This is a genomic window from Candidatus Vicinibacter affinis (genome assembly GCA_016714365.1).
Lineage (GTDB): Bacteria > Bacteroidota > Bacteroidia > Chitinophagales > Saprospiraceae > Vicinibacter > Vicinibacter affinis.
This window is the reverse complement of sequence record JADJNH010000005.1, coordinates 1,722,255-1,747,322: the sequence shown is the minus strand read 5'-3', so window position 1 is coordinate 1,747,322 and position 25,068 is coordinate 1,722,255. Positions and strand designations below refer to the sequence as shown.

At 39.4% G+C, this 25,068-nt stretch carries 18 protein-coding genes; 13 read left to right on the top strand and 5 right to left on the bottom strand.

The genetic code is table 11. The features are described 5' to 3' along the window. Positions 1-5: 5 nt before the first annotated feature. The 5 genes from ccsA (at position 6) to IPJ53_06890 (ending at position 5,089) form a co-directional block, all read left to right on the top strand. Positions 6-2,828: a cytochrome c biogenesis protein CcsA gene (ccsA, locus tag IPJ53_06910; protein MBK7798822.1), complete on the top strand. Its 2,823-nt coding sequence runs from the start codon at positions 6-8 to the stop codon at positions 2,826-2,828. After that, positions 2,828-3,604: a DUF2520 domain-containing protein gene (locus IPJ53_06905; protein MBK7798821.1), complete on the top strand. Its 777-nt coding sequence runs from the start codon at positions 2,828-2,830 to the stop codon at positions 3,602-3,604. The genes ccsA and IPJ53_06905 overlap by 1 nt, the downstream gene beginning before the upstream one ends. A gap of 4 nt (positions 3,605-3,608) precedes the next feature. Continuing rightward, on the top strand, positions 3,609-3,851 hold the full coding sequence (locus tag IPJ53_06900; GenBank protein ID MBK7798820.1) for a hypothetical protein: 243 nt from the start codon (positions 3,609-3,611) through the stop codon (positions 3,849-3,851). Between the two features lie 41 nt (positions 3,852-3,892). Then, the gene (locus IPJ53_06895; protein ID MBK7798819.1) at positions 3,893-4,465 is read left to right on the top strand and encodes a hypothetical protein; all 573 of its coding nucleotides are present in this window, start codon (positions 3,893-3,895) and stop codon (positions 4,463-4,465) included. A 258-nt stretch (positions 4,466-4,723) separates the two neighbouring features. Continuing rightward, complete coding sequence (locus tag IPJ53_06890) at positions 4,724-5,089, top strand: hypothetical protein (GenBank protein ID MBK7798818.1); 366 nt, start codon at positions 4,724-4,726, stop codon at positions 5,087-5,089. A 291-nt stretch (positions 5,090-5,380) separates the two neighbouring features. Here the strand turns inward: IPJ53_06890 and IPJ53_06885 are convergent, their stop codons facing one another. Then, the gene (locus tag IPJ53_06885; GenBank protein ID MBK7798817.1) at positions 5,381-5,959 is read right to left on the bottom strand and encodes a transposase; all 579 of its coding nucleotides are present in this window, start codon (positions 5,957-5,959) and stop codon (positions 5,381-5,383) included. Positions 5,960-6,337: 378 nt separating this feature from the next. Here IPJ53_06885 and IPJ53_06880 point away from each other — a divergent pair, with 378 nt between their 5' ends. The 4 genes from IPJ53_06880 to IPJ53_06865 all read left to right on the top strand — a co-directional run bounded on the left by IPJ53_06880 (position 6,338) and on the right by IPJ53_06865 (position 11,726). After that, complete coding sequence (locus IPJ53_06880; protein MBK7798816.1) at positions 6,338-7,123, top strand: ABC transporter permease; 786 nt, start codon at positions 6,338-6,340, stop codon at positions 7,121-7,123. A 1-nt stretch (position 7,124) separates the two neighbouring features. Beyond that, positions 7,125-7,877, top strand: a complete 753-nt coding sequence (locus IPJ53_06875; protein MBK7798815.1) for an ATP-binding cassette domain-containing protein — start codon at positions 7,125-7,127, stop codon at positions 7,875-7,877. Positions 7,878-7,883: 6 nt separating this feature from the next. Then, entirely contained in the window at positions 7,884-8,876 is a 993-nt protein-coding gene (locus tag IPJ53_06870) for an MCE family protein (GenBank protein ID MBK7798814.1), read from the top strand. Positions 8,877-9,530: 654 nt separating this feature from the next. Beyond that, complete coding sequence (locus IPJ53_06865; GenBank protein ID MBK7798813.1) at positions 9,531-11,726, top strand: T9SS type A sorting domain-containing protein; 2,196 nt, start codon at positions 9,531-9,533, stop codon at positions 11,724-11,726. 652 nt (positions 11,727-12,378) lie between these two features. Here the strand turns inward: IPJ53_06865 and IPJ53_06860 are convergent. Genes IPJ53_06860 through IPJ53_06850 form a run of 3 tightly spaced genes read right to left on the bottom strand, consistent with a single transcriptional unit; the run spans position 12,379 to position 14,585 of the window. Next, positions 12,379-13,407, bottom strand: coding sequence for a hypothetical protein (locus IPJ53_06860; protein MBK7798812.1), 1,029 nt, complete (start codon positions 13,405-13,407; stop codon positions 12,379-12,381). 20 nt (positions 13,408-13,427) lie between these two features. Then, positions 13,428-14,048, bottom strand: coding sequence for a porin family protein (locus IPJ53_06855; protein ID MBK7798811.1), 621 nt, complete (start codon positions 14,046-14,048; stop codon positions 13,428-13,430). Positions 14,049-14,060: 12 nt separating this feature from the next. After that, a complete protein-coding gene (locus tag IPJ53_06850) occupies positions 14,061-14,585 on the bottom strand; it encodes a T9SS type A sorting domain-containing protein (GenBank protein MBK7798810.1) in 525 nt (174 codons plus the stop codon). Positions 14,586-15,132: 547 nt separating this feature from the next. Between IPJ53_06850 and IPJ53_06845 the strand changes: the two genes are divergently transcribed. The 3 genes from IPJ53_06845 (at position 15,133) to IPJ53_06835 (ending at position 20,034) form a co-directional block, all read left to right on the top strand. Beyond that, positions 15,133-15,726 (top strand): class I SAM-dependent methyltransferase, encoded by a 594-nt coding sequence (locus IPJ53_06845; protein ID MBK7798809.1) that lies wholly within the window; start codon positions 15,133-15,135, stop codon positions 15,724-15,726. Positions 15,727-15,935: 209 nt separating this feature from the next. Continuing rightward, positions 15,936-18,485 carry a T9SS type A sorting domain-containing protein gene (locus IPJ53_06840; GenBank protein MBK7798808.1) on the top strand — a complete coding sequence of 850 codons (2,550 nt, stop codon included), beginning with the start codon at positions 15,936-15,938 and terminating at the stop codon, positions 18,483-18,485. A 172-nt stretch (positions 18,486-18,657) separates the two neighbouring features. Continuing rightward, positions 18,658-20,034: a hypothetical protein gene (locus IPJ53_06835; protein ID MBK7798807.1), complete on the top strand. Its 1,377-nt coding sequence runs from the start codon at positions 18,658-18,660 to the stop codon at positions 20,032-20,034. Between the two features lie 338 nt (positions 20,035-20,372). On the opposite strand, the gene IPJ53_06830 is transcribed toward IPJ53_06835, so the two are convergent. Beyond that, positions 20,373-20,540, bottom strand: a complete 168-nt coding sequence (locus IPJ53_06830; GenBank protein ID MBK7798806.1) for a hypothetical protein — start codon at positions 20,538-20,540, stop codon at positions 20,373-20,375. A 165-nt stretch (positions 20,541-20,705) separates the two neighbouring features. Here IPJ53_06830 and IPJ53_06825 point away from each other — a divergent pair, with 165 nt between their 5' ends. Beyond that, the gene (locus IPJ53_06825; protein ID MBK7798805.1) at positions 20,706-25,067 is read left to right on the top strand and encodes a CusA/CzcA family heavy metal efflux RND transporter; all 4,362 of its coding nucleotides are present in this window, start codon (positions 20,706-20,708) and stop codon (positions 25,065-25,067) included. Position 25,068 lies beyond the last annotated feature (1 nt).

The window sequence follows — 25,068 nt, the reverse complement described above, 5'->3', positions numbered from 1 at the left end:
CACACATGACGGAGGTTCAATATGTGGGAGAGCATCTTTGGGTGCAACATCTGGGTCATTTATTTATACTCACCAGTTTTTACTCAGCCCTTTACCTGGTTTTGATGGCGTACCTATACTATCAGGAAAAAAAGGACAACAAACCTGTTTGGATGCGTTGGATCAAAATCGGGCTGATTGTCCACAGCACGGCACTTCTAGGCATCATTGGAACTATGCTTTTTATGATGTCCAATCATTATTATGAATTTCATTATGTATGGGAACACGTTTCTGACGAACTGCCCATGAGATATATCCTTTCTGCCTTTTGGGAGGGTCAGGAAGGTTCTTTTCTGTTGTGGATGTTTTGGAATGCGGTGATGGCCTGGCTTCTGTTGCGTAAAAAGAATGCATTTACCGTGAGCAATCTCGGAATTTTATTTGCGGTCCAGGCGATACTCATGAGCATGATTTTGGGTGTCTATTTCTTTGGTGCAAGAATTGGTTCCAATCCATTTTTGTTGCTGCGCGAAACCATGGATATTCCTTTGTTTAAAAAAGCAGACTATGTCTCTCTAATCAAAGGCAACGGTATGAATCCATTGCTTCAAAACTACTGGATGCTGATTCACCCGCCTACCTTGTTTTTTGGTTTCGCTTCGACGGTAATTCCATTTTGCTATGCGTTATCTTCTCTATTTTTAAAAAAATATGAGCAATGGCTCAGACCATGTCTGCCCTGGAGTCAACTCTCCGGAGCGGTATTGGGTTTAGGAATTTTGATGGGTGGTGCCTGGGCTTATGAGGCTTTAAGTTTTGGCGGTTACTGGGCATGGGATCCTGTAGAAAACATGTCTCTGGTACCCTGGCTGGTGTTGGTAGGAGGAATACATACTCACCTGATAGCCCTGAATACACGCTATTCAATTAAAGCAACGCTGGTCTTTTATTTTCTGTCCTTTGGGCTGGTAATTTATTCCACTTACCTTACGCGCAGTGGGGTGTTGGGAGATACCTCTGTGCACGCATTTACTGGCTTAGGTTTGGGATGGCAGTTGGTTTTCTTTATTTTTATCAGCATCGTCCTACCCTTCTACTTTTTCTTCAAGCAAAAAAAAGAGATTCACAGTTTTGAAGTGGAAGAAAAAGTTTCCTCCCGTGAATTTTGGATGTTCATTGGTGCTTTAACTTTTTTATTCAGTGCCGGATTAATTTGTTTCTCCACATCTATCCCTGTTTACAATAAAGTATTAGACTTCTTTGGATCCATGAGTGGCCTTGACGTGGCTGCTTATCACAAGAGTGCGCCGGTTGATGTGGTCGCTCATCATAATAGATTTCAATTATGGATCGGATTGCTGATTGGTCTGTTATCAGGATTTTCTATATTTTTAAAATACTTAGGCATACAACGAGACGGGCTCAGGAAAAATTTCTGGATTCAATTGACAATTGGAATTGGGATCAGTGGGATTCTTACTTATGTTATTTTAAATCAACTATCCAATCAATCTTACCCAATTGCCGCTTTACTTTTTGCATCCTGGTTCTGTCTGATCAGTTCTCTACAGTATTTAATATTTGTACTAGGCAAGCAGCTTAAGGCTTATACACCTTTAATTTCTCATATGGGATTTGGTTTGTTGTTGATGGGTATTTTATTTACGGGTCTCAACAGACGAAATATTGCGCCGGACGAATTTTTTCAAGAGGATATGATGCTGAACGGGATGGATTCCGAAGCAAACAAGCACTATCTTCTGATCAAAGACCAGGAGAAATATGCTAAACCTTACTGGATCAATTACCAGGAGGACACCATGAGAGGTGCCATTCGGGAATACAAATTAAAATTTGTACAAACAGATAGTTCCGGATCCAGACTGGATTCATTTCAAGTATATCCAGAGATACAATACGACAATAAACTCACCAAAGTGGCGGCATCCAATCCGTCTATTAAGCGATATTTTTCAAAAGATATATTTACACTGATTGCCCAAATTCCTGCTGTACAAATGGATGCAGAAGCTGCACGAAAGGCAGAAGACAGTCTTCAATACATAAAGCATTGGTTAAAAGTGGGCGACACCGTTTTTGGTAAAAGTCATTATTTTGTTTTGAGTGAATTGAATTTTGATTTCAACCCCAAAGGATTTGAAACGAAAGAAGGTGATTTAAAAATTGGTGCGAAACTCACCGTTGGAGGTACTGATTCTTCAGACAGAAAAGCGTTGGAAACCGGTATCCTCTTCAGAGAAAATATGGTCTATCGTTTTCCGGCCAATTCGGATGGCGGTGGTGTGAGAATTCAGATTCCTGACTCTGCGTATGAAGTTTATTTTCCGGATTTAAGTCTATTGAAATTTCAACATCTCGAACTCAAAGAAGGCGAAAGTAAAAATATCGGAGAAGGTTATGTTTTTAGTTTGGAAGGATTTGACAAATCGCCTACCAGCCCTTTGTTTGAGGCAAAAGAAAATGACATTGCCGTTGCAGCCAAAATTAAATTGACCAAAGAAAATTCTTCCATCCAATTAAACCCGATCTACCTGATCAGAGAAAATGCGATTATTCCCATCCCGGATCGAAAAGCAAATCCCGGAGTGAGTGTACAATTTTCTAAAATCAATCCCGAGACCGGTGTGATGAGTTTTGAAATTGCCTTTCACCCATTAGCAAATGCTTTTCCATTGGAAATAACAGAGCAAGGACCTCGAACAGACTACATCGTGATGGAAACTATTGAGTTTCCCGGTATTAATCTGGTATGGTTGGGCAGTTTGATGATGGTTGCAGGTCTGGCAGTCGGAGCCTGGCAAAGAAAACAAAAACCCAATGCCTGATGATCCGTAATGTGGTCATGATCGGTACCGGAAAATTAGCCCAGGCATTGAGCCCTGTATTGTTGGAAAATGGAATTCACATTATGCAATTTTTTTCCAGAGAACTTACACACGCTCAAAATCTTGCCGATCAATTTAATACTGATTATACAAATAATTGGAATGAGCTCAATCGGGTGGCAGATTTATACATCATCTGTGTAAAGGACGATGCGATATCCGAAGTTAGTGAAGCCATAAGCAAGCAATTGGATCACACCGCAAATATCTGTCATACTTCCGGCTCAAGAGGAATAGAGGCCATTTCAACTTATTTTACACACAGAGCATGCATGTGGCCAATGCAGAGCTTTACATTTCAATCAAAAATAATCTGGCCCGAAGTACCAATATTTCTAAGCGGCACTGATTCAATACTGAATGAAATTGAAGTTGTGTGTAAAAAGTTTAGCAAAAAAGTTTTCCGCATTGATGAGGAGAAAAAAAAGTGGGTGCATGTGGCTGCTGTATTTGCAAATAATTTCAGCAATTACAATTTAAGCATCACTGAAAAAATACTGGATTCCTGTGGAGTTCCGCTGGAGGTGATGGAACCGATGATGCAGAACATGATCCGGAATGTATTCACCATCGGACCCGGGAATACTCAGTCAGGACCTGCCAACCGCGGCGACCGGAAAACCCTGGAAATGCAACAAAAAATGTTGGCAGACAAATTTCCTGAATATGAAAATTTGTATCAACTTTATTCAGAAATAATTTCTCAAAAAAAATAATTGCATGAGGTTACTTGGACAGATTGCTCATCCCACCTTACTTATCAGCGTATTCAAAAGTGCCGGGAAAATTATTTTGAAATTTGAAATAGGCCCATTTGAGCAAACGTACAAATTTCTTGAAACTGAAAAATTACATGATTCAGTGAGCGCAGAAAAAATTGTGGATGAAGATTTACTTGGCAAAGTATTTAAAATTTTCGACCAGATGAATGCAGAATATCAGCAGTTGTGTACTAAAATATGATTATGATCATTTTCAATTCCGACAATCATTAAAATTAAAGCATGAGATTTTTATCAAAATACTATCTGGCAGCGATGCTGCTTGCATCTGCATTGATGCTCCACTCTTGTTTGGAAGATCTTGGTGGAGATCCGGCAGGCACCGAAATAAATATTACATTTGATCAGGGTCCCAAAGCCGGGCAAACGATTTCTCTATTAAGCAATAACAGCGGAGACGATTTACAATTTTACCTAAACCAAAATAAAACAAAAGTATTTTGTCAACCGCTGGTAGAAAACAACAGCACCAATCTGGCCACTTCGAGTTCCATCAATTGGGCTTTTGAGGGAAGTCCGGGATCAGGTAGTTTTCAGGCTATTTTCTTTTCCAACAGCAGTGCCGCGGTGGCCGGAGATATTGATCTTTCTTATACAAATGGAGAATACATCAATTGTACCATTCCTAAAGGCGCCCTGATAAATATCTCTGAATATGGAGAGGTTGATGCAAGAGTGATCGGAACCATGTCCTTCACAGGAGTGATGGATTATGAAGTCGGCGGTGTCACTCAAAGATTAAATTCAGGAGTTCAGATTGAATTTAAAATTAAACGTGGAAAGGATGTGAATTAATTGCTTGCTTCCTGTGTCTGGGCATTAAGCACACATACATGTTGAACCCGATTTTTAAACTTGCCTTTTGAAAGTATCGAAAGCTTTAAGCTGGGAAGCTCAAAGCAACCGAGTATCGAAAGCTTTAAGCTGGGAAGCTCAAAGCAACCGTCCTAATGCCAATGGTCCATCTAAAGGAAACTTATGTTAAGCGCATTCTGTTGAACTTAATAGTGGATGTGCTTTACATATAACTGCATCAATTCTAAATTATTCATCATGAACAATAAAATCAACTGGTTAAGACTTGTGTTTATCCTGGGTTTGATAGCTGTCATCGCAGGTGCTTTGGATCCCCTTGAAGGTTCCGTTGTGATTGCTGTGGGTAGTGTCTTAATTGCCTTGTCTTCTAATCTTACCAAAGACCGTCACGAGAAGATATTTTTGTATGCAGCTTTGCTGATCGTGGTGGGCGTGGCATCTCTTTTTTACATTTCTTCGCTGGGTGGATTTGGTGGAACGTCTACACTTTCCTGGTGGTGGGGCTTGTTGATTGTTCCATATCCATTGGGTTGGTTGATTACCATAGGAACTTTGTTGTACAGAGCATTTAAGAAAAAGGCCGCATCGGAACCGATGGTGTAGGGATTGGTTGTTTGATGCTTCCCAGCGTCAAACATTATTGATCATAGCATTTGCAATGCGGCCTGTTGGATATAAATTTTTATTCCTTGTTATTACGTAAAAAGTTAAAAACTTTGGATCGTATGGTGTCGCGGTTGCAAACCGCGACAATCCACATTTGTTTTTTATTGCTCGTCTTATTGTTCGTCGCAGTTTGAAACTGCGATGCCATACGATTGCAGCATTTTCAATGCGGCCTGCTAACTATCCATTTTTTTTAGTATGATAATTACATTTCCAATTTCTTAGTAATTATAAACTAATGTATCCGATATCAGGGCCAATGTCCAATACTTCAATATCAATCAATCCACTATGACCTAAATATTGTCTTGCACTGCTGTACCTGTATGCCTCCGGAACATCTACCAACCCATTTTTAACAGGATTAAGGTGTATGTATTTTATTTTTTGCATGACCCATCCGGGACTTTCCAACTCCATAGGCTTATTGTACTGTGTCCAAAATTGGTAATTCAAATTATCACTATTAAATTTAGCATGAAACTTAAACAACCGTAACAACCACTCTCTTCTGCTTTCAGATTTATTGGTTTCTATTTCTTTGATGATTCTTTTTGAAGTAAACTTTTTGAAATCCCTGATGGTATTTGATAATAAATTCGGTGCTTTAGTATAACAAATTAAATGCAAATGATTGGACATCAATACATAGGAATTTACGACCAGTCCCTTTTCCTTTTGACAATAAATCAAGCTGTCGAGAACAATATCTCTGTACACCGGTCTGCTGAAAACATCGGCCCAGCTTACAACGGTAAGCGTAATAAAATGCAAAGCATTTTGATTAACAATCTTGTGTCCATTCATAGTATAGTGTTACAGTTACAAACTTATAAAAATGTTGTTTACCTACAAAAATTTTTATTTCTTGATATTACGTAAAAAGTTAAAAACTTTGGATCGTATGGTGTCGCGGTTGCAAACCGCGACAATCATCTTTTGTTTTTTTATTGTTCCGATGATATATGATCATAGCATTTGCAATGCGGCCCTCTAGTCCAGAATTTTCATGACTCAATATCCCTCTCTTCTTGCAGCAAAAAGTTAAAAAATTTACATCTTATAGTGTTGACCAATTTAAAAATACAATATGTATAAATGCTTAAAGATGCTCAATTTCACTTTTTTCTCCTTTAAAAGTCGTAATTTTGGTTTAACATACCTTAAATGTTCTCCTAAAGACCAATGGCATTTTTCGACAACATATTCAAATCAGTTACCCCTATCCTTCAGGAAGTAGGAGAGATGTCCTATTTCGCAGGGCGTTTTTTTAAAGAATGTTTTAACAGGCCGTTTGAATGGAAGGAGTTTATCCGCCAGTGTTACAACATGGGGAACAAATCCTTTTTACTGGTGAGCGTAACCGGATTTATCATAGGCTTGGTATTTACCTTACAATCGCGTCCGACCTTACAGGAATTTGGCGCCGTCTCCTGGATGCCATTGATGGTAGGAGTCTCTATAGTGCGGGAGATAGGGCCGATTATTACTGCCCTGATATGTGCCGGGCGAATTGGATCCGGAATAGGTGCAGAATTAGGTTCTATGAGGGTGACAGAGCAGATTGATGCCATGGAGGTCTCCGGAACCAATCCTTTCAAATATCTTGTGGTTACCAGAATTCTTGCCACAACTTTGATGCTCCCTCTATTGGTCATCCTCAGTGACGGCATTGCACTTTATGGATCATTCATCGTTGAAAACGTGAAAGGCAATGTTTCTTTTACCCTGTATTTCAACTCCATGTTTCAAAGTTTGGAATTCAGTGACTTGATGCCTGCCACCATTAAATCTTTCTTCTTTGGATTTGCCATAGGGTTGGTGGGTTGCTACATGGGTTACAATTGCAAGAACGGAACGGCAGGGGTTGGAGTGGCTGCCAATTCAGCGGTGGTGTATACCTCCTTATTATTGTTTATCATTGATTTTGTGGTGGTGTTGGTCACCGGTATTTTTGACGATCTGAAGTAGTATGAATAAATTTCAGCTGGCCGGAAAAAAAGTGGTAGAGATCAGAGACCTCAAAAAATCATATGGGAATAACCATGTGATGAATGGGTTTAACATGGATTTGTACGAAGGGGAAAATCTCGTGATCATGGGGAAGTCGGGATCCGGAAAATCCGTAATGATAAAATGCCTTATTGGGCTTGAGGAACACGACAGCGGCACCATCCAGGTGATGGGTCAGAACATTGAAGAACTGGATCAGGAGGAATTCAACGAGTTACGGACAGAAGTGGGGTTTTTATTTCAGGGAAGTGCCTTGTATGATTCCATGACCGTTCGGGAAAATCTGGAATTTCCACTGAGAAGACACACCAAAAAATTCGGGGAATTAAAAGACACCACCCCCTTGGTCACGGAGGCGTTAAAAAGTGTAGGTTTGGAACATACCATGCGACTCATGCCCAACGAACTCTCCGGTGGTATGAAAAGAAGAATCGCCCTGGCCCGCACGCTGATACTCAGACCAAAGATCATTCTGTATGATGAACCTACAACCGGATTGGACCCCATCACCTCGAAAGAAATTGTCCTGCTGATGAAATCCATTCAAACGGAATACAACACCTCCTCCATCATCATCACCCATGATGTGGATTGTGCCAGAGTAATATCTGACCGGATGATTTTGCTGGTGGATGGTATTAATTATGCTGAAGGTACTTTTGAAGAATTGTACGTTTCAGAAGATCCTAAGGTGAAAGCCTTTTTCAAATAGTTTCAAATGGAAAAAACAATTAGACAAAATATTCGCTTGGGAATTCTGGTCATCGCCGGAACAGCCCTATTTATACTGACCGTTTACCTGATTGGCAACCGACAGCGGTTGTTTGGTAACACTTTAACCATCAGTGCTTACTTCAAAAATATCAATGGACTGATTCTGGGTAACTCTGTCCGTTATTCCGGTGTCGATGCCGGTACCGTGAATGCCATTGAGATGATGCAGGACAAATCCATCCGGGTGGAAATGGCCATCGATAAAAACATCATGAAGTTTATTACTAAAGATGCAGTAGCCACTATCGGATCCGATGGATTGGTGGGAAATATGATCGTCAACATCATTCCGGGCAAGGATACCGAACCTCCGGTAGTTTCGGGAGACACCATTACTACGTTCAGCCGCACCAGTACAGATGATTTGCTGAATACCTTCAATGTGACCAATGACAATGCTGCAAAACTATCAGCCAACCTGTTGAAAATTACCGAAGAAATCCTGAACGGAGAAGGTGTGTTAGGTACCTTGTTGAAAGATCCCAAAATAACCAGCGACTTAAAAGAAACACTCAATAATCTAAAGACCACCAGTCGCATGACCACTGAATCCATGACGACCTTTAACAATCTGCTGCATTCCCTTCAAAAAAAGAATTCTGTGGTGGGAGTTCTGCAGGACAGTTTGGTGGCAAGTCAGATCAAAGGAACCGTATCACAAGTTCAAAGCTCCGTCAGCAAACTTGACCAGGTATTGGAAAATCTGAATGCCACTATATTAAACCTTAAGGACGGCAAGGGAAGTATCAACTACTTATCCAATGACCCTAAATTGGTGAACAAAATCGACCGCGCGGTTACCAATTTGGATTCCACCTTGCGGCAAACTCATAAAGCAGGAAAGCTATTGAATGAAAATCTCGAAGCGCTCAAACACAACATTTTCTTCAGAGGCTACTTCAAGAAGCAGGAAAAAGCGGAGGAGAAGGAAAAATAGTTGTTGAGTCTTAATTAACCAAGATTTACCCAACTGCTCGTCGCAGTTTGAAACTGCGATGACATATGATTGCAGCATTTTTAATGCGGCCTGCTAGTCAAATATTTCCATGAATCAATCTCCCTCCCTACATACATCAAAAAGTTAAAAACTTTGGATCGTATGGTGTCGCGGTTGCAAACCGCGACAATCTACTTTTTTTGTGATGTTCGTTGCAGTTTGAAACTGTGATGTCATTTGATCATAGCATTTGTAATGCGTCCTGCTAGTCTAATATTTCCATGAATCAATCTCCCTCCCTGCATGCATCAAAAAGTTAAAAACTTTAGATCGTATGGTGTCGCGGTTGCAAACCGCGACAATCTACTTTTTTTGTGACGCTCGTCGCAGTTTGAAACTGCGATGCCATTTGATCATAGCATTTGCAATGCGGCCTGCTAGTCAAATATTTCCATGAATCAAACTCCCTCTATACATGCATCAAAAAGTTAAAAACTTTGGATCGTATTGTGATCATAGATGCAGTAAAAATCCTGAAGGTTCTATTATAACTAATTGAAAGATCTATTGCCACAACCAGTAAATTATTAATGAATAAAAGTAAATAATTTTTTCTATTATATTTGAAGGCAGTTTCACCAAAATAAAATAGCCATGCATAAAATAAAATTCTTACTTGTAGCTCTCACCTTGATGTATTCCTGTGTGGGTTTTGGGCAACCCTTTGCAGGCAAAATTGGGGTGGGACTGGATGGAATTGGAGGGATTGCGCTGGAATTTCCCAATGTAACATTGACCGCCACTGCCTGGCAGAGTGTAGCGACCGGAAGCAATGCGAGGACCGATGCAGCCGGCTGGCCGCTGGAAGATTTTAGGGTCGTGTTCTTTGATCACCGCCCTACCAATGCCTGGAACAATGCGCCGGACGATCCTCAGAAATATGTGGTGGACCAAAGTGGTACCTATACACTTAGCTTTACCGGGCAAGCCAACTTAACTTCCTGGAGTGATGCGCCCATCCAGTTTTTGAATAAAACTTATAATGCTGTTACCAATACCACCAACGTGGACATTGTTTTTCCACCAGGCGGCGGACCTAATGTAAACACGCTGGGCAATTACGGATTTCTGATGGTCAACTTTCTCCAGACGAATCATTCCACAGGAGTAGCCGGTGTAAAAAATATCCGACTGATGCGTCCCGGTTATCCGCACCACAGTCCTCAGATCTTCCGAACCGCCTATCTGAATGCCTTGAGTCCGTTCAGCACGCTTAGGTTTATGGACTTTCTTAAAACCAACAACAGCGACCGCAACTATCCCAACATGCAGACCTGGTCTCAGAGACAAAACCTTAATGCACCTCGCTATGTAAAGGGCGCACCCTGGGAAGTCATCATCGCCCTGGCAAACTACACGGCCAAAGACATCTGGATCAATATTCCGGTGGACGCTGACAGTGTGTATGTGGTCGAACTTGCAAGGTTGATGAAGAATACCTTGCGACCTGAACTCAATATTTATCTGGAATACAGCAATGAAGTATGGAATGGCAGTTTTTCGCAATACCAATACAATTTCAATGCAGTGCTCCAATCCGCCGAAGATGCTGACATCAGAGCCAGCACCCCCTGGGATGACCGCAGGCGAGCCAGAAGGGTTGCCAAACAGGTGATCAAATTTGGAAAAATATTTGAAAACGTCATGGGGGTAACCGTAGCCTCCAGAACCAAAATCCGTCCGGTATTTGCCTGGCAGGTGGGCGGTTGGCTTCCCTGGTATGACGATGTGTTGAACTGGATCAACCAAAGCTACGGTCCACCCAAAAACTTTATTTACGGGATCGCATCTGCACCCTATTTTAATGAGGGATCTGCAGCTGCCAATGCAAGCCCGCAACAGATTATAACCGCCATGAATGCCAACAGTGACGGCAATGTGGCAAGCATTCAGACCCTGGCACAGTTTGCCGACCAATGGAAAATCAAACATCTCCAATACGAAGGAGGACCGGACAATGGTGGCGGGAGCACCGTCAATGTGGGAAACCGGATTCTGGCCAACCGCCTTCCTGAGATGAAAACAGCCGTCCTTCATCATTATCGGGACAATTGGTTTTCTGCCAGGGCCAACGGAACCGCCCCTGTAGGAACCAATGATGTGGTCAATTATTTTGTCATGAGTGCCGGCGTAAGCCGCTACGGCTGCTGGGGTGCAACCGAGGACCTTGCTTACCTCAAAAATTTATCAAAAGCCCCCAAGTACGATGCCCTCTGTGTGCTATCCGGTATTTGTGGCAATGAGCCGGAGACTTCACTCCTTACTCCTGCAAACAACGCAAGGGTTCCTGCAAATCTTCCCTTGGACATTTCTGCAACCGCGACCGACCCGGATGGTCGAATCCAAAAGGTTGAATTTTTTGTAGGTTCTGTTTTAGTGGGGACAGACAGTACTTTTCCATATGCGGTGTCATGGACGCCTTCAGAATTGGGCTTGCATGCAGTATTGGCCAAGTCCATTGACAATGATGGTAAATTTACCTTTGACGACCCACATGTTATTGAAGTTGTTCCCAACACAACCGCTGTTGAAAACCACGAAAGCCCTCTTCAAATCAGCCTGTTTCCTAATCCGATTCAGGATGAATTAAAACTCAGCTTTTCTGCCATCCCCATTTCAGGAGGCCGCATTGAATTAAGAGATGCCCTGGGAAAATTGTGGAAATCTTTAGCGATTAAAGAACAGCACATGCAAATTGACCTTAGCGAACTTGGGAATGGCATATACATTGTCACCGTAATTTTAAATCATCAAAAACTGACGAAAAAAATTATTAAATCTAAAAATTAATACGATCACTTTTAATTGCTATTTATTTCATTTGAAAGATAAACTACCAGTTTGAAAGTGTTTTCAGAAAATGAACAATGGAGATGTTTTACTGGTACTGCTTACCCATTCATAATCTTTCAACAGACCTTCCATAAATATTCATTAGGAGTCAGGTAAATTTAAACGGGATTAAAAAGAAATTAAACGTTTTAATAGTAGGATTAAATAGATTCCATTTTTACATCATAAAGTTATCGAATGAGAAATTCAGATCGGCCTTTTTCATTTTAGCTAAAACTGATTTTAAAAGCGTTAAAAACAAAATACTGTTTGAGCTCGCTTGGCTGATAAGTTGATAAAATAATGACAGTAAGTCCGAGAGCTATAATGGCTGATTAAGGCGAGTTTATTTTGTTTAGCTTTTTAAATCAGTTTTAGCGTTAAGAAATGAAAACAGCCTTGATTTTTTTTGGTTCTTTTTTGTATTAAGACAAAAAAGAACAATGATCATAAACCGGAATTTAGGACAACTTTAGCGAATGACGGGGTCCACCAAAGCGGTTTCGTCCCAAATTTTTGACTTGACCATTTATATGGCTTCAAAAAAAAATCGCAAATCTTATCCTCAGTAAGATTTGCGATTTTCCTGTTTTTATGTGAAATATAAAATTTATTGCACTACCCAGATTTTCACATTAGCCATACCAAATGAAACAGCTGAAAAAGATGGATTAAAAATTGCAATTCTAATGGTATTTTGTGCGGAGACGTATGCCGAAATAAAACATCCCTTTAAATCCGTATCCAGAGAAGCGACGATAATATTTCCAAGACTTACACCCGGGACTGTAATCGGTGGTGATAAAAAGCTTTGACCAGTACTGATAATGCCAATATTCATCGCACCGGTAGAAGTTCCGCCTGTCGCAATTTCTATACTCCCGGGACCATTGGTCACAATGACACCTTTACCGGCTGTAATATTAGCCAGTACAGGACCAGATCCTGTTGCACCAATTGGAATTTGACCATTTGTAGCCTGACCTAAAGCTTGAACAGGATTGGTGCCTTTGCCAAGAAGCAGACTATTATTGGTTAAGGTAGCATCTCCTGTTCCACCATTTTTGACAGGAAGTACATTGGTCACTTTACTTGTAAGATCAATGGTTCCATTCGCTATGTCCTGATTCTGTATCGTGAGATCCAATATTTTGTTGGTCGTAATGGCATCATCGGCTATATCGTCTGTATAAAATGCATAAGGAACAGACATAAATTGTTGATTACTTACCAGTTTGTAAATACTGTCATTTTTAGTGGAAATTTCTACTTTTAAAAATTGATCCGCATCAATCCAAGGAATGTCAAGTAATCTGGTAAACAAGCTACTTGCACTGCGATTTCCTTTACCGATAATCAAAGTGAATAAACCATATTTGTCCGTGTTGGTAATGTGGGTTTCTTCCCACTGAACAGCACCATTTAATCCTTTGGTAATGGAAAAACGGACCCCAATAGTTTTATTATATAGTGGTTTGCCTTCAATGTCCATGCCTACGATTTCCTTTCCGTTTTCATCAATGGCTACGGCTTGATAATAAATTCCGTTCAGGTCTCCGATTTGTTGGGCAATGCTTTTTTCAACTAATCCCAAAAGGAGAAACGTGCTGATATAAATGAATTGAAATATCTTTTTCATAAGACAGTAATTTATAAATGTTATTTAGAAATTGAAAATGAAAGCCCAAGTGTAAGACCAAGAGCCGTATTGCTTGATTTCTGATCGGTATCTTTTTCAAGATTTGAAAGTCCAAGCAGATAGTTAAATTCTATATTGGTAGATATGCGATCATGGAGTACTATATCCACGCCGGGTGAAAAATTGAGCCCAAAATCTGAACGCTTAAGTTGCTCAGATTCTATAATATTGAAGTGTTCATTATTTAGAATTTGGGATCCCTGCACTAAATATCCAAAATAGCCAAACACCATAAGATATGGGCTTATTTTGTTTATTTTGTACAAGTAACCTATCCCTAATTTCGGTTCAAAATATTTTAACCGCCAGGAATATTCACTATCATCATAATTCAGATTAGCACCACCATTTCTCATGCTTAATCCCAAGCGAAACAGCAGGCCATTGTTTAAATCATATCGATACCCCACACCATAAGAATTGGTAAAAATACCTGTATACTCTTTGTTCAGTTTTATTTTATCGCTGTCCTTAAATTTGAATTTGGTAATGAGTTGAGCGGCTTCTATGGTAATGGAAGATTGGGCTGTTGAAACCAACTGAACACCAAAAAAGCAAATTAGTATAATTATATTTTTCATTTGATGTAATTTTTATTGTTTAGCAATCATTAGTTTGAATGTTTGAATATTTTGATGTGCATCCAGGATTTTAATCAAATAAATGCCCTGAGGCCATTTATCACATGGAATAACATGAGACTTTAACCCATTTAGCAATTCTGAATAATAAATATTTCCGGTCAGATTCATAATTTGTATAAGTGTTGGTCCAACTTCGTTTTCTGAACTTAAGGAGATGGAATAACTGGCTGGATTAGGAAAGACTTTTATGGCAGTCTTCGCTAAATCCGGTGACCCAAAATGCTGAATATAAACCGATGCCGATTGCTGAAACCCTTGACATAAAACAAAATGCTCGTCAAAATGATTTGTCGTATTGAAACATTGACCAGCTGTCTGTTGGATGGTTTGAAAGTCACTATGACTTATCGATCCATAACTTGAGACACATTGCCGCCGAACAGACTGTGTCCAAGCGTCTTGACTGAACGTAGAAATTAGTAAAATCAAAGACAAGAAATAATGAGTGTAGCGTAATTGTTTTGTTTTCATCATTTGCAGATTATTAATGTGGCTCCGTTTTTTTTTAAAGTGGGATCTGGACTCCACTGATTTTATTTAAGCAATTGTAAGGGGGTAGGCCTTCTATGGGTTACCATTCAGAATTTATCGTTAAATATTGCATGGATAGCTATTATAAAAGCTGAATTGAAATGAATATCAGGGAAACACATGAGATGTGTTTGAGCAAATATATACAGATTTAATTTTTAATCCAAACTAAATTTACTAATAATTTTAAAAATTTTGACACCCATGCCAAAATGAAAAAGGACAACCAGTCTGTGCCCAAATTCATCCTATTAGCTAAAGAACACGAAACTTGGTGAGCATGCTTAATTTTTAATGAGCCGTCCCCAAAAAACAGACATTAGATAAGTTACTTTGTTTTGGCAAACCACTACTTTAAGCCATTCATAAACTTCTAAAACAATTTACCAAAAAGAAGGCCCCCTCAGAACTTATCTACAACAAAAACGCCTTTCCAAATGTTTCTCTCAGTCCCCAATATTGGGATTGGTCTACTTCACACTTTAAGAATTTGTTTAAAGCAATCAGTCGTAATGAAGAAATAGAAGATCGTGAGTTCGACATGATGTTCCCAAAACAAATTCAGGCCGACTCGGAATTTCATTTCACCCCAATCAAAATTGCCAAACTTGCTGCAACCTACCTTGCAGACCACCAAGAAACTAAAATACTGGACATTGGTTCGGGTGCAGGAAAATTTTGTATGATCGGATCTGCCTGCACCGATGCTTTTTATATTGGTGTGGAACAAAGGAGTCATCTGAATAACATTGCCATCCGGCTAGCCAAAAAACATGATTTAACAAAAATTGATTTTATCCACTCCAACATCACATCCATTTCATTTGGTGACTATGATGCCTTTTATTTTTTTAATTCATTTCATGAGCATCTCGATCACACAGGCAGAATGGATGACAGTCAGGCATGGAGTAAAAAACTTTATGAAGAATATTCCCTTTATGTGAAAACAGAATTGGATAAAATGCCCGCGGGTACCAAATTAGTGACTTACTTCAGTTATTTGGATGAAGTTCCTGACAGCTACGAACTGCAGTATTCGTATGAAGAATACAAACTGAAAATGTGGCAAAAGAAATTATGATAAAATTATTTTCTGAATATTTTCTAAGATAAAATATTGCCTTAATTAATTATTCTCTGCAGGCAGCAATTCTTCTTCGAATCAGGTCTGTATTAAATAGACCGATCTAATCTAATTTTCCCTGAACTGTCTAAATAGTATTCAAAGTCTGTATATTCGGCTTTAATCCGGATTATTTATTATTTTCCATTCATGCATCAAACAAATAAATGAAAACAATACAACTGATTTTCTCCGTACTTCTATTTTCACTCCTCGGATTGAATATTCATGCACAGCCTAAAAGTTTTGCACCACGAGGCATAGGGGGCGGTGGAGCTCTTTTCTTTCCGACAATTAATCCGGCAAATGACAACGAGTTTTATGTGAGCTGTGATCTGAGCACACTTTTTCACAGCACAGATTTTGGAAGACACTATGACCAAATTGATTTTACCAAACTGCAGGTGTTCAATACCTCCACTTATGAATTTACCAAAGATCCTAAAATTGCCTACAGCAATTTTAACGATGGAAACAGCGGATTTCCGGTTAAAACTACCGATGGTGGAAATACCTGGCTACCCATCAGCGCATACAATGTGAACACTTATGGCAATGTCTATACCATGAAAGCAAATTACCAAAATCCACAACAAGTCCTCATTGGTGCCTATGGTGATATTTTAATCACCAACGATGGCGGAAGCACTCTGAAGCTGGTAAGACATGCAGCCAGCAATGGAGCAGGCCTGATCATGGGTGGTGTATTTTTTGACGGTCTGAATATTTACATCGGAACCAACGAAGGCATTGTGTTTTCTACAAATGGCGGAACCAGCTTTGGCCTCATGCCCAACAAAGGATTGCCTAACGGTCAATTGATCTGGTCATTTGCAGGAGGTAAGGAAGCAGGCACAACCAGGTTCGTATGCATCACAGCGAGTTCAGGAGATGTGTACAACGGGGTAATGCCCTGGGATTATTCAGGATTTGGGAAAGGAGTTTACACCATGGAAAATGCGAGTGGAACCTGGACAGCAAAATCAACCGGAATTAATTTCTCCAACGACTATCTTATGTATGCGGCCATGGCATCAAATGATGTGGATACGATTTATCTGGGTGGTCATGACAATGCTTTGGGCGTTCCACTGGTATTCCAATCCACCAATGGCGGATCCAACTGGTCAAAAAAATTCAACACCACCAATAATGCAAACATCGTCACCGGATGGGAAGGTTTTGGAGGCGATAAAAACTGGAGCTGGAGTGAAACCTGTTTCGGCATTACTGTAGCGCCTTTCAATTCAGGAAAAGTGATGTTTACCAATTACAGCAACGTACAACTCAGCAGCGATGGAGGTAATAATTGGCGTCAAGCATACGTACATGCGGCAGATGAACATCCTGCAGGAAGTTCTACCCCCAAAAATAAAGCCTACCACAGCATCGGTCTGGAAAACACCACCTGCTGGCAGGTGAGCTGGCAAGATGAGAATAATATGATCGCATGCTTTAGCGACATTGGTGGTATCAGAAGTACCAATGCGGGAAACAGTTGGGGATATCAGTACAGCGGTTTTTCAGTCAACTCACTTTACCGTCTGGAAGAATCAGCAGATGGCATATTGTTTGGTGCTTGCTCCAACATCCATGACATGTATCAAAGTACCCGACTTGCTGATGCACAGCTCGATGCAAATGATGCCAATGGAAAAATTATTTATTCCATGGATCGTGGTGTAAGCTGGAACAATCTTCGGGTATTTAATCATCCTGTGTTTTGGTTGGCTAAAGATCCGAACAACAAAAACAGAATGTATGCTTCCGTCATCCATTACGGAGGAACACCAGGCAATCAGCAGGGTGGCATTTACATGACCAACAATCTGAATAATCTGGTTGCGTCCACCTGGACCAAACTTCCCAACCCAGCACGCACTGAAGGGCATCCTGCAGCAATTGCCGTACTTAAAGATGGCAAAATGGTATGCACCTTTTCCGGAAGGAGAAATTCATCAGGCGCATTTACTGCAAGCTCCGGAGTATTCTTGTACGACCCTATGACAAATACCTGGAAAGATGTGGGCAATGCTTCCATGAATTATTGGACAAAAGACATTGTGATAGACCCCAATGATCCTGACCAAAACACCTGGTATGTCTGCGTTTTCAGCGGATGGGGCGGTGCGCCGAACGGCCTGGGAGGATTGTACAAAACAAAAGACAGGGGGGCAAATTGGACCAAACTAACCGGCATACAATTTGATCGTGTGACTTCCATTACTTTCAATCCCAAAAAACTTACACAGGCTTATCTGACTACAGAAACGCAGGGGCTCTGGGTCAATGATGACATGAATAATGATTTACCCAATTGGAGGTTGGTTACTTCCTACCCTTTCAGACAACCTGAACGAGTGTTTTTCAATCCGTATAAACTAAATGAAATGTGGGTCAGCAGTTTTGGAAATGGAATGAAGGTAGGAGAAATAGAAACCACAGGTACGATAGAATTTAATTCACCTGCAGATCAGCTGGTAATCACCCCCAACCCGAATAATGGGAACTTCAATATAGAAATCCCTTCAAGAGGAATTTATGCTCAATTGGAAATTTATGATGCAATGGGCAAAATGGTTTATTCAGAAAAAATAAATTCAGGCTTCGGTACCAAACAAATATCATTGGAAAGGACGAATCTAAAAAGTGGATTGTATTCAGTGATGCTTTATGGAAAAGAGAAAATTAGCTGTGGAAAGTTTTTGGTCAACTAATTAATTACTTTCATTCCCAACCTATATATGATCAATTCAAACGGAGATTGATGTCTAGATTATACAAGTAAATTGATTCAATTACTTAAATAATTGTACTTTGTGGAAGTGTAGATCGAAGCGCATTCTTATGTGGTGGTAACTTTTGTCATTCCTTGAATAAAAAAAGACCATGAATCTATTTTCTAAATCACTTATTTTGTTGGTTGTGCTGATTTCATTCCAGCACATTTTTGCTCAGACTTATCCACAACTGGCAGGCACGTGGTATATAAATGGACAAGCAGATGCTCCCTGCTTAATTACGCAAAACCAACAATATTTAAATTTTAGTTATTCAGGTAACCAGTCAAAAGGATATTTTACTCAATCCGGTCAAATTTATGCATCTGACTGGAATGCCTATGCAAATTTGTCTGCTGACGGAAACACCATCACCTGGAATAACCAAAACTGGACACGCAATCCCACCATGAATTATGGTGACATCAGTGGCACTTGGTATGTCAACAGCGATCAGGCAAATGTTGCAAGTATTAGTCAAACAGGAAAAAATCTGGAGTTCAAATTTTCAAACGGAAGTTCTTCCGGATATTGGTATTCTTCCGGTCAGATATTCGCAACAGCCTGGAATACTTATGCAAACGTTTCTTCCGACCTGCAAACCATCACATGGGGAAATCAAACTTGGACAAGGAAACCCAACAACTCAGGCCCATCAAATAGAACTCACGAAAATAAACTGTATTGCAGATTTGAACTATCCACATTCTATTACGCCAGTCAACTTCTGGGGTCTGCATGGGGAAGAAGCGCTACAGAGCCAGCCTTTCCTACAGCAATTGGGATATCAGCCATGCAAGCACATTTACGGACAGCGTTGGATGTTTTTAAAGATTATGAAAACTGTTTAAACTATGACCTCTTCAAACTCAGAAAACTTGAAAGTGAATTAAGAACCATGTCCTCTGCAACGATCAGCAGGGAAATAGAAATTATTATAAAAGAATTACAAACCGCAATAAGTCGTGCTCCATTTAAATGTGACAATGGTGTTCAACCAATTGCTTTATTTGTTGCAGGAGTACATCTTGGCGCAGCGCAAGCATGGGCTTCCGCTCAGCAGTGCATGCCTGTTCCCATGCCCGCTGCCGTGGCCTCTGTAATTTCAGCACATTTGAATACAGCATCCACTGCACTGGCCCCTTATGCCCCTTGTCTGGACGCAACAAGAGCAGATAAGTCAAAAGTTGCGGCATTCAATTTTAACAATTTCAGTAATGTACCTTTAACTTCGTTGAATTCAATTGAAGCACATACTTTCATCGTCGGTACTGAAACACAACTATTATGGGCGATTGCCTTATCAGATTGTTGTTGTTCGTGCGCTACCGGAAATTCGAGCAATAATACCGGTTCCGCTTGCGATGCCACCTGCCAGGAATATTGTAAACAAAGAGGATATCGGGAAGGAAAATTCAATGGCAAAACAGTGTGTTTGCTTGGTGTAGTTTCAGATGGCAATGATCGTGGTTGCGATTGTAAATAAACAGATATTCAAGCCTAAAAATTTATTACTTAAAAATGGTTGTATATTGGAATACAAAATCTCCTCTTCTGGCTTAACTTTTTTTGACTATTAGTCAAGGTGTTTGACAATTATTAGTTATTACAAATTACATAATCTTCAAATTAATTTGTTAAGCCCAAAAGAATTAAAAATTGTAAGGCGTAACAATAAATTCAATAAATTCCACGATTAATTCAAAGTGAGTATAATTTTGTATATTTGCCTAGTGAAAAGAATATTGATCTACATCTTCAGTTTTTATCTTATGGCATTATCAATTATGCCATGCGCTGATGATATAGAGGGAAGATTTATTTCTACTGACACCTCGTTTCTTCCAACTTCTGATCATTCTGACCACAATAGCTCTTCAGACCACTGCACACCATTTTGCATTTGTGCATGTTGTGGACATTTCGTTGACTTCCAATTCCATAGTTATTTTTTATTACCCAGGGTTCAAGAAGATAATAAAGTCTTTTCATTTTATCCCACCAACTTCATTCCGGAGGTATATATATCAATCTGGCAACCTCCCAAAATCAGTTAATGGATTTCCATTGTTGTGCTTAGGCATGACAATAAATACTACTTACGTTGTTCATTCAGCGAAAGTTATTTTGTAATTATTCATTAAACTGGTCAAACAAATGTTAGATAATATAATTGCGTTCAGCATAAAAAATAAGTTTATCATCTCTTTAATGACACTTTCTCTTATAATCTGGGGAGTGTGGAGTGCAACAAAACTGCCTATCGATGCAGTTCCCGACATCACCAACAATCAGGTGCAAATCATTACAGTTTGCCCCACCCTTGCTGGACAAGAGGTAGAACAGTTGGTAACTTACCCCATTGAGCAAAGTATTGCCAACATACCCGATTTGGAAGAACTTAGGAGCATTTCTCGTTTTGGGCTGTCGGTAATTACTGTCGTATTTGATGACAAAGTAGACATTTATTTTGCTCGCCAATTGATAAATGAAAGACTCAAGGAAGCGGAAAGTAAAATACCTAAAGGGGTTGGAACACCCGAATTAGCACCAGTTAGCACAGGTTTGGGTGAAGTTTATCAATATATCATTCACCCAATAAAAAATAGTGAAAGCAAATACACAGCTATGGATTTGCGGACAATGCAAGATTGGATTGTTGCCCGCCAACTTTATGGAACTCCGGGAATTGCAGAGGTAAACAGTTTTGGCGGACAAATGAAACAATATGAAGTTGCCATAAACCCAGATCGTTTAGTTGCAATGGGTATAACCATTCCCGAAATTTTTAAAGCTTTAGAAAAAAATAACGAAAATACAGGCGGGGCCTACATTGACAAAAAACCTAATGCTTATTTTATTCGTGGTGTGGGTTTGATTGGTTCATTTGACGACATTAAAAACATTTTGGTAAAATCAAATCCAAATGGAATACCCATTTTAATAAAAGATGTTGCAGAAGTACATTTAGGAAGCGCTGTAAGATATGGTGCAATGACATACAACGGTGAGGTGGATGCAGTAGGTGGAGTGGTAATGATGCTAAAAGGCGCAAATAGTGCTGATGTGGTTGGTCGAATTAAGGATAAAATGGTAAACATTCAAAAATCATTACCAAAAGACATAGTTATAGAACCATATTTAGATAGAACAGATTTGGTAAACCGTGCCATTTCAACAGTAGAAAAAAACCTGATTGAAGGGGCTTTGATTGTAATTTTTGTTCTCGTTTTGTTTCTTGGAAATCTTCGTGCAGGTCTGATTGTTGCTTCCGCCATTCCATTATCAATGCTGTTTGCCTTGGGAATGATGAATGTGTTTGATGTAAGTGCAAATCTGATGAGCTTGGGAGCAATTGACTTTGGTTTGATTGTGGATGGCGCAGTAATAATAGTAGAAGCAACTTTACACCATTTAGGAATGCGAAATGCAATTGGCAAACTTTCTCAAACGGAAATGGACAATGAAGTTTTTATTTCTGCTTCGAAAATCCGTAGCAGTGCTGCGTTTGGTGAGATAATTATTCTAATTGTTTACATCCCCATACTTACTTTAGTCGGAATTGAGGGTAAAATGTTTAGCCCAATGGCTCAAACTGTATCTTTCGCAATTGTTGGAGCTTTGATTTTATCACTTACCTATATTCCAATGATGTGTGCAGCGTTTCTTTCTAAAAACATTTCGCACAAGCAAACATTGAGTGATAGAATGATGAACTTTTTGCAGCACCTTTATACACCTCTATTAGAAAAAGCAATCTTTTTCAAAAAAGTTATTGTAATAGCTACCGTTGGTGTATTCACATTTTCCGTATTTCTATTTTCAAGAATGGGAGGTGAATTTATTCCTACTTTACAGGAAGGTGATTTTGCATTTCATTGTATTTTGCCGCAAGGCACATCACTTTCACAAAGTTTAGAAACTTCTATGCAAGCATCCCGAATAATAAAAGAATTTGATGAAGTAAAAATGGTAGTTGGAAAAACAGGAGCAGCCGAAGTTCCAACTGACCCAATGCCGCCTGAAGCCACGGACATGATGATAATTCTAAAACCACAAAGCGAATGGAAACTCGATATTTCGTATGATGCGCTGGCAGAAGAAATTGAAGAAAAACTCAACACAATTCCTGGCGTTTTCTTTGAAAAAAATCAACCTATACAAATGAGGTTCAACGAACTAATGACAGGTATTCGACAAGATGTTGCCGTTAAAATCTTCGGTGAAAATATGGACACACTTTTAAGCTATGCCAATATGGTAAATGCAGTTGTACAAAGTGTGGATGGCGCAACAGAACCAAGCGTTGAAAGGGTTGCAGGTTTACCACAAATCGTAATCAAATACAACCGTTCGCAAATTGCCAATTATGGATTAAACATTGAGGACATCAATCACATTGTTTCTACTTCCTTCGCTGGAGGAAGTGCAGGTGTTGTGTATGAAAACGAACGAAAATTTGATTTGGTTGTTCGCTTAGACAGCACTCACCGCAACAACATTGACGATGTGAGTCACTTGTATATTCCAACTATCAATGGAACACAAATACCATTATCTCAAGTTGCTGAAATCAAAATGGAATTGGGTCCCGCACAAATTAGTCGTGAAGATGGCAAACGAAGAATTGTAGTAGGCTTTAATATAAAAGGCAGAGATGTAGAGAGTGTTGTTACCAATATTCAAAAGGAACTTAATGCCAGAGTAAAACTTCCCGAGGGCTATTATTACACTTATGGAGGTACGTTTGAAAACTTACAAGCAGCAAGTAACCGCTTGATGATTGCATTACCAATCGCCTTGACTCTCATTTTTATGCTGCTCTATTTTACTTTTAGTTCTGTTAAACAAGCCACGTTAATATATACCGCAATACCAATGAGTGCTATAGGTGGTGTGTTCGCCTTACTAATTCGTGATATGCCATTCAGTATTTCAGCAGGTATAGGATTTATTGCTTTGTTTGGAGTAGCTGTACTAAACGGTATAGTGTTAATCGGAACTTTCAATCAATTGGAAAAAGACGGCATGACAGATGTTTTGGAAAGAATCAAGGAAGGAACAAAAATTCGTTTACGCCCCGTTTTAATGACGGCAACGGTTGCCTCACTTGGTTTTCTACCAATGGCTTTATCACACGGCGCAGGTGCAGAAGTGCAAAAACCACTGGCAACTGTTGTGATAGGAGGCTTGCTAACGGCTACTTTCTTAACGATGTTTGTATTGCCTTTGCTTTATTTGATCTTCTCAACAAAAAGGAAAGTCAATATCAAGATTTCGACTGTAAGCATCTTAATTTTTGTAATACTTTCTTTAAATACGGTAAATGGTCAAACACAGACTGCAAAAACCATTTCAATTGAAGAGGCAATCAGAATAGCATTGAGTAACAATTTGGAAATTCAAGCACAACAACTCAATGTACTGTCATCCACTACCGTGAAAAAATCGGTATTTGAATTACCTAAAACAAATGTCAATTTTCAGTTAGGGCAATACAACAGCATCAATCAAGACAGAGCATTTCAGATTTCGCAAACCATTCCATTCCCAACATATTATACTGCGAAATCAGGTTTGTATAAAGCTGAATTGCAAAGTAGCGAATTAAAACAGCAAGCAACCGTAAACGATATAAAAGCACAGGTGCAATACTGGTTTTATCATTTGCAATATTTACAGCAAATAAAAATTCACTTGCTATCTATAGACAAATTGTATGACGAATTTGTGAGTGCTTCTGCCTTGCGTTACAAATCAGGCGCAGCAAATTTGTTGGAGAAAACCACAGCAGAAACCAAACGGGAGCAATTTTTCTTGCTTATCAAACAAAACGAAACTGACTATGCAACAGCATATAATTCGCTCAAAATGCTGTTGAACAAAAGCGAAGAATTTACAATTAAAATTAGTGAAAATTTGCAACCACTACATTTAACTACTTCGATTGACACAACGCTCATTTCAAATAATCCATTGATTAAAGAATTGTTTCAACGAGCCATCATTGCGGAGCAAAACAAAAAAGTTGAAGTGGCAGCTACGTTGCCTGATTTTAATTTGGGTTATTTTAACCAATCCTTAATCGGCACTCAAACCTTACATGGCAGTGACGTTTACTTTAACGGCAGTAAACGATTTCAGGGCTTGAACGTAGGCTTAAGTGTTCCACTTACCTTCTTTAGCAATGCCTCCAAAATAAAATCTCTTGAATACAAACAGCGGGCTTTACAATTGGAAGCTGATAACGGAAAGCTGATCTTACAAAATCAATTGCAAAGCGCATTTCTGCAATATAATCAAAATTTGTCTCAATACAATTACTTTAAATCAACCGCATTAACTAATGCCGAAATTATTATTAGCACCGCCAAAGTTAGTTTTAAAAGTGGCGAAATTGGTTATATTGAATACTTGCAAGCCCTTCAAACCGCCACCGATATACAATTAAATTATCTGCAATCGGTTAATCAATTAAACCAAACTATTATTAAAATCAATTTCTTAATCAATAAATAAC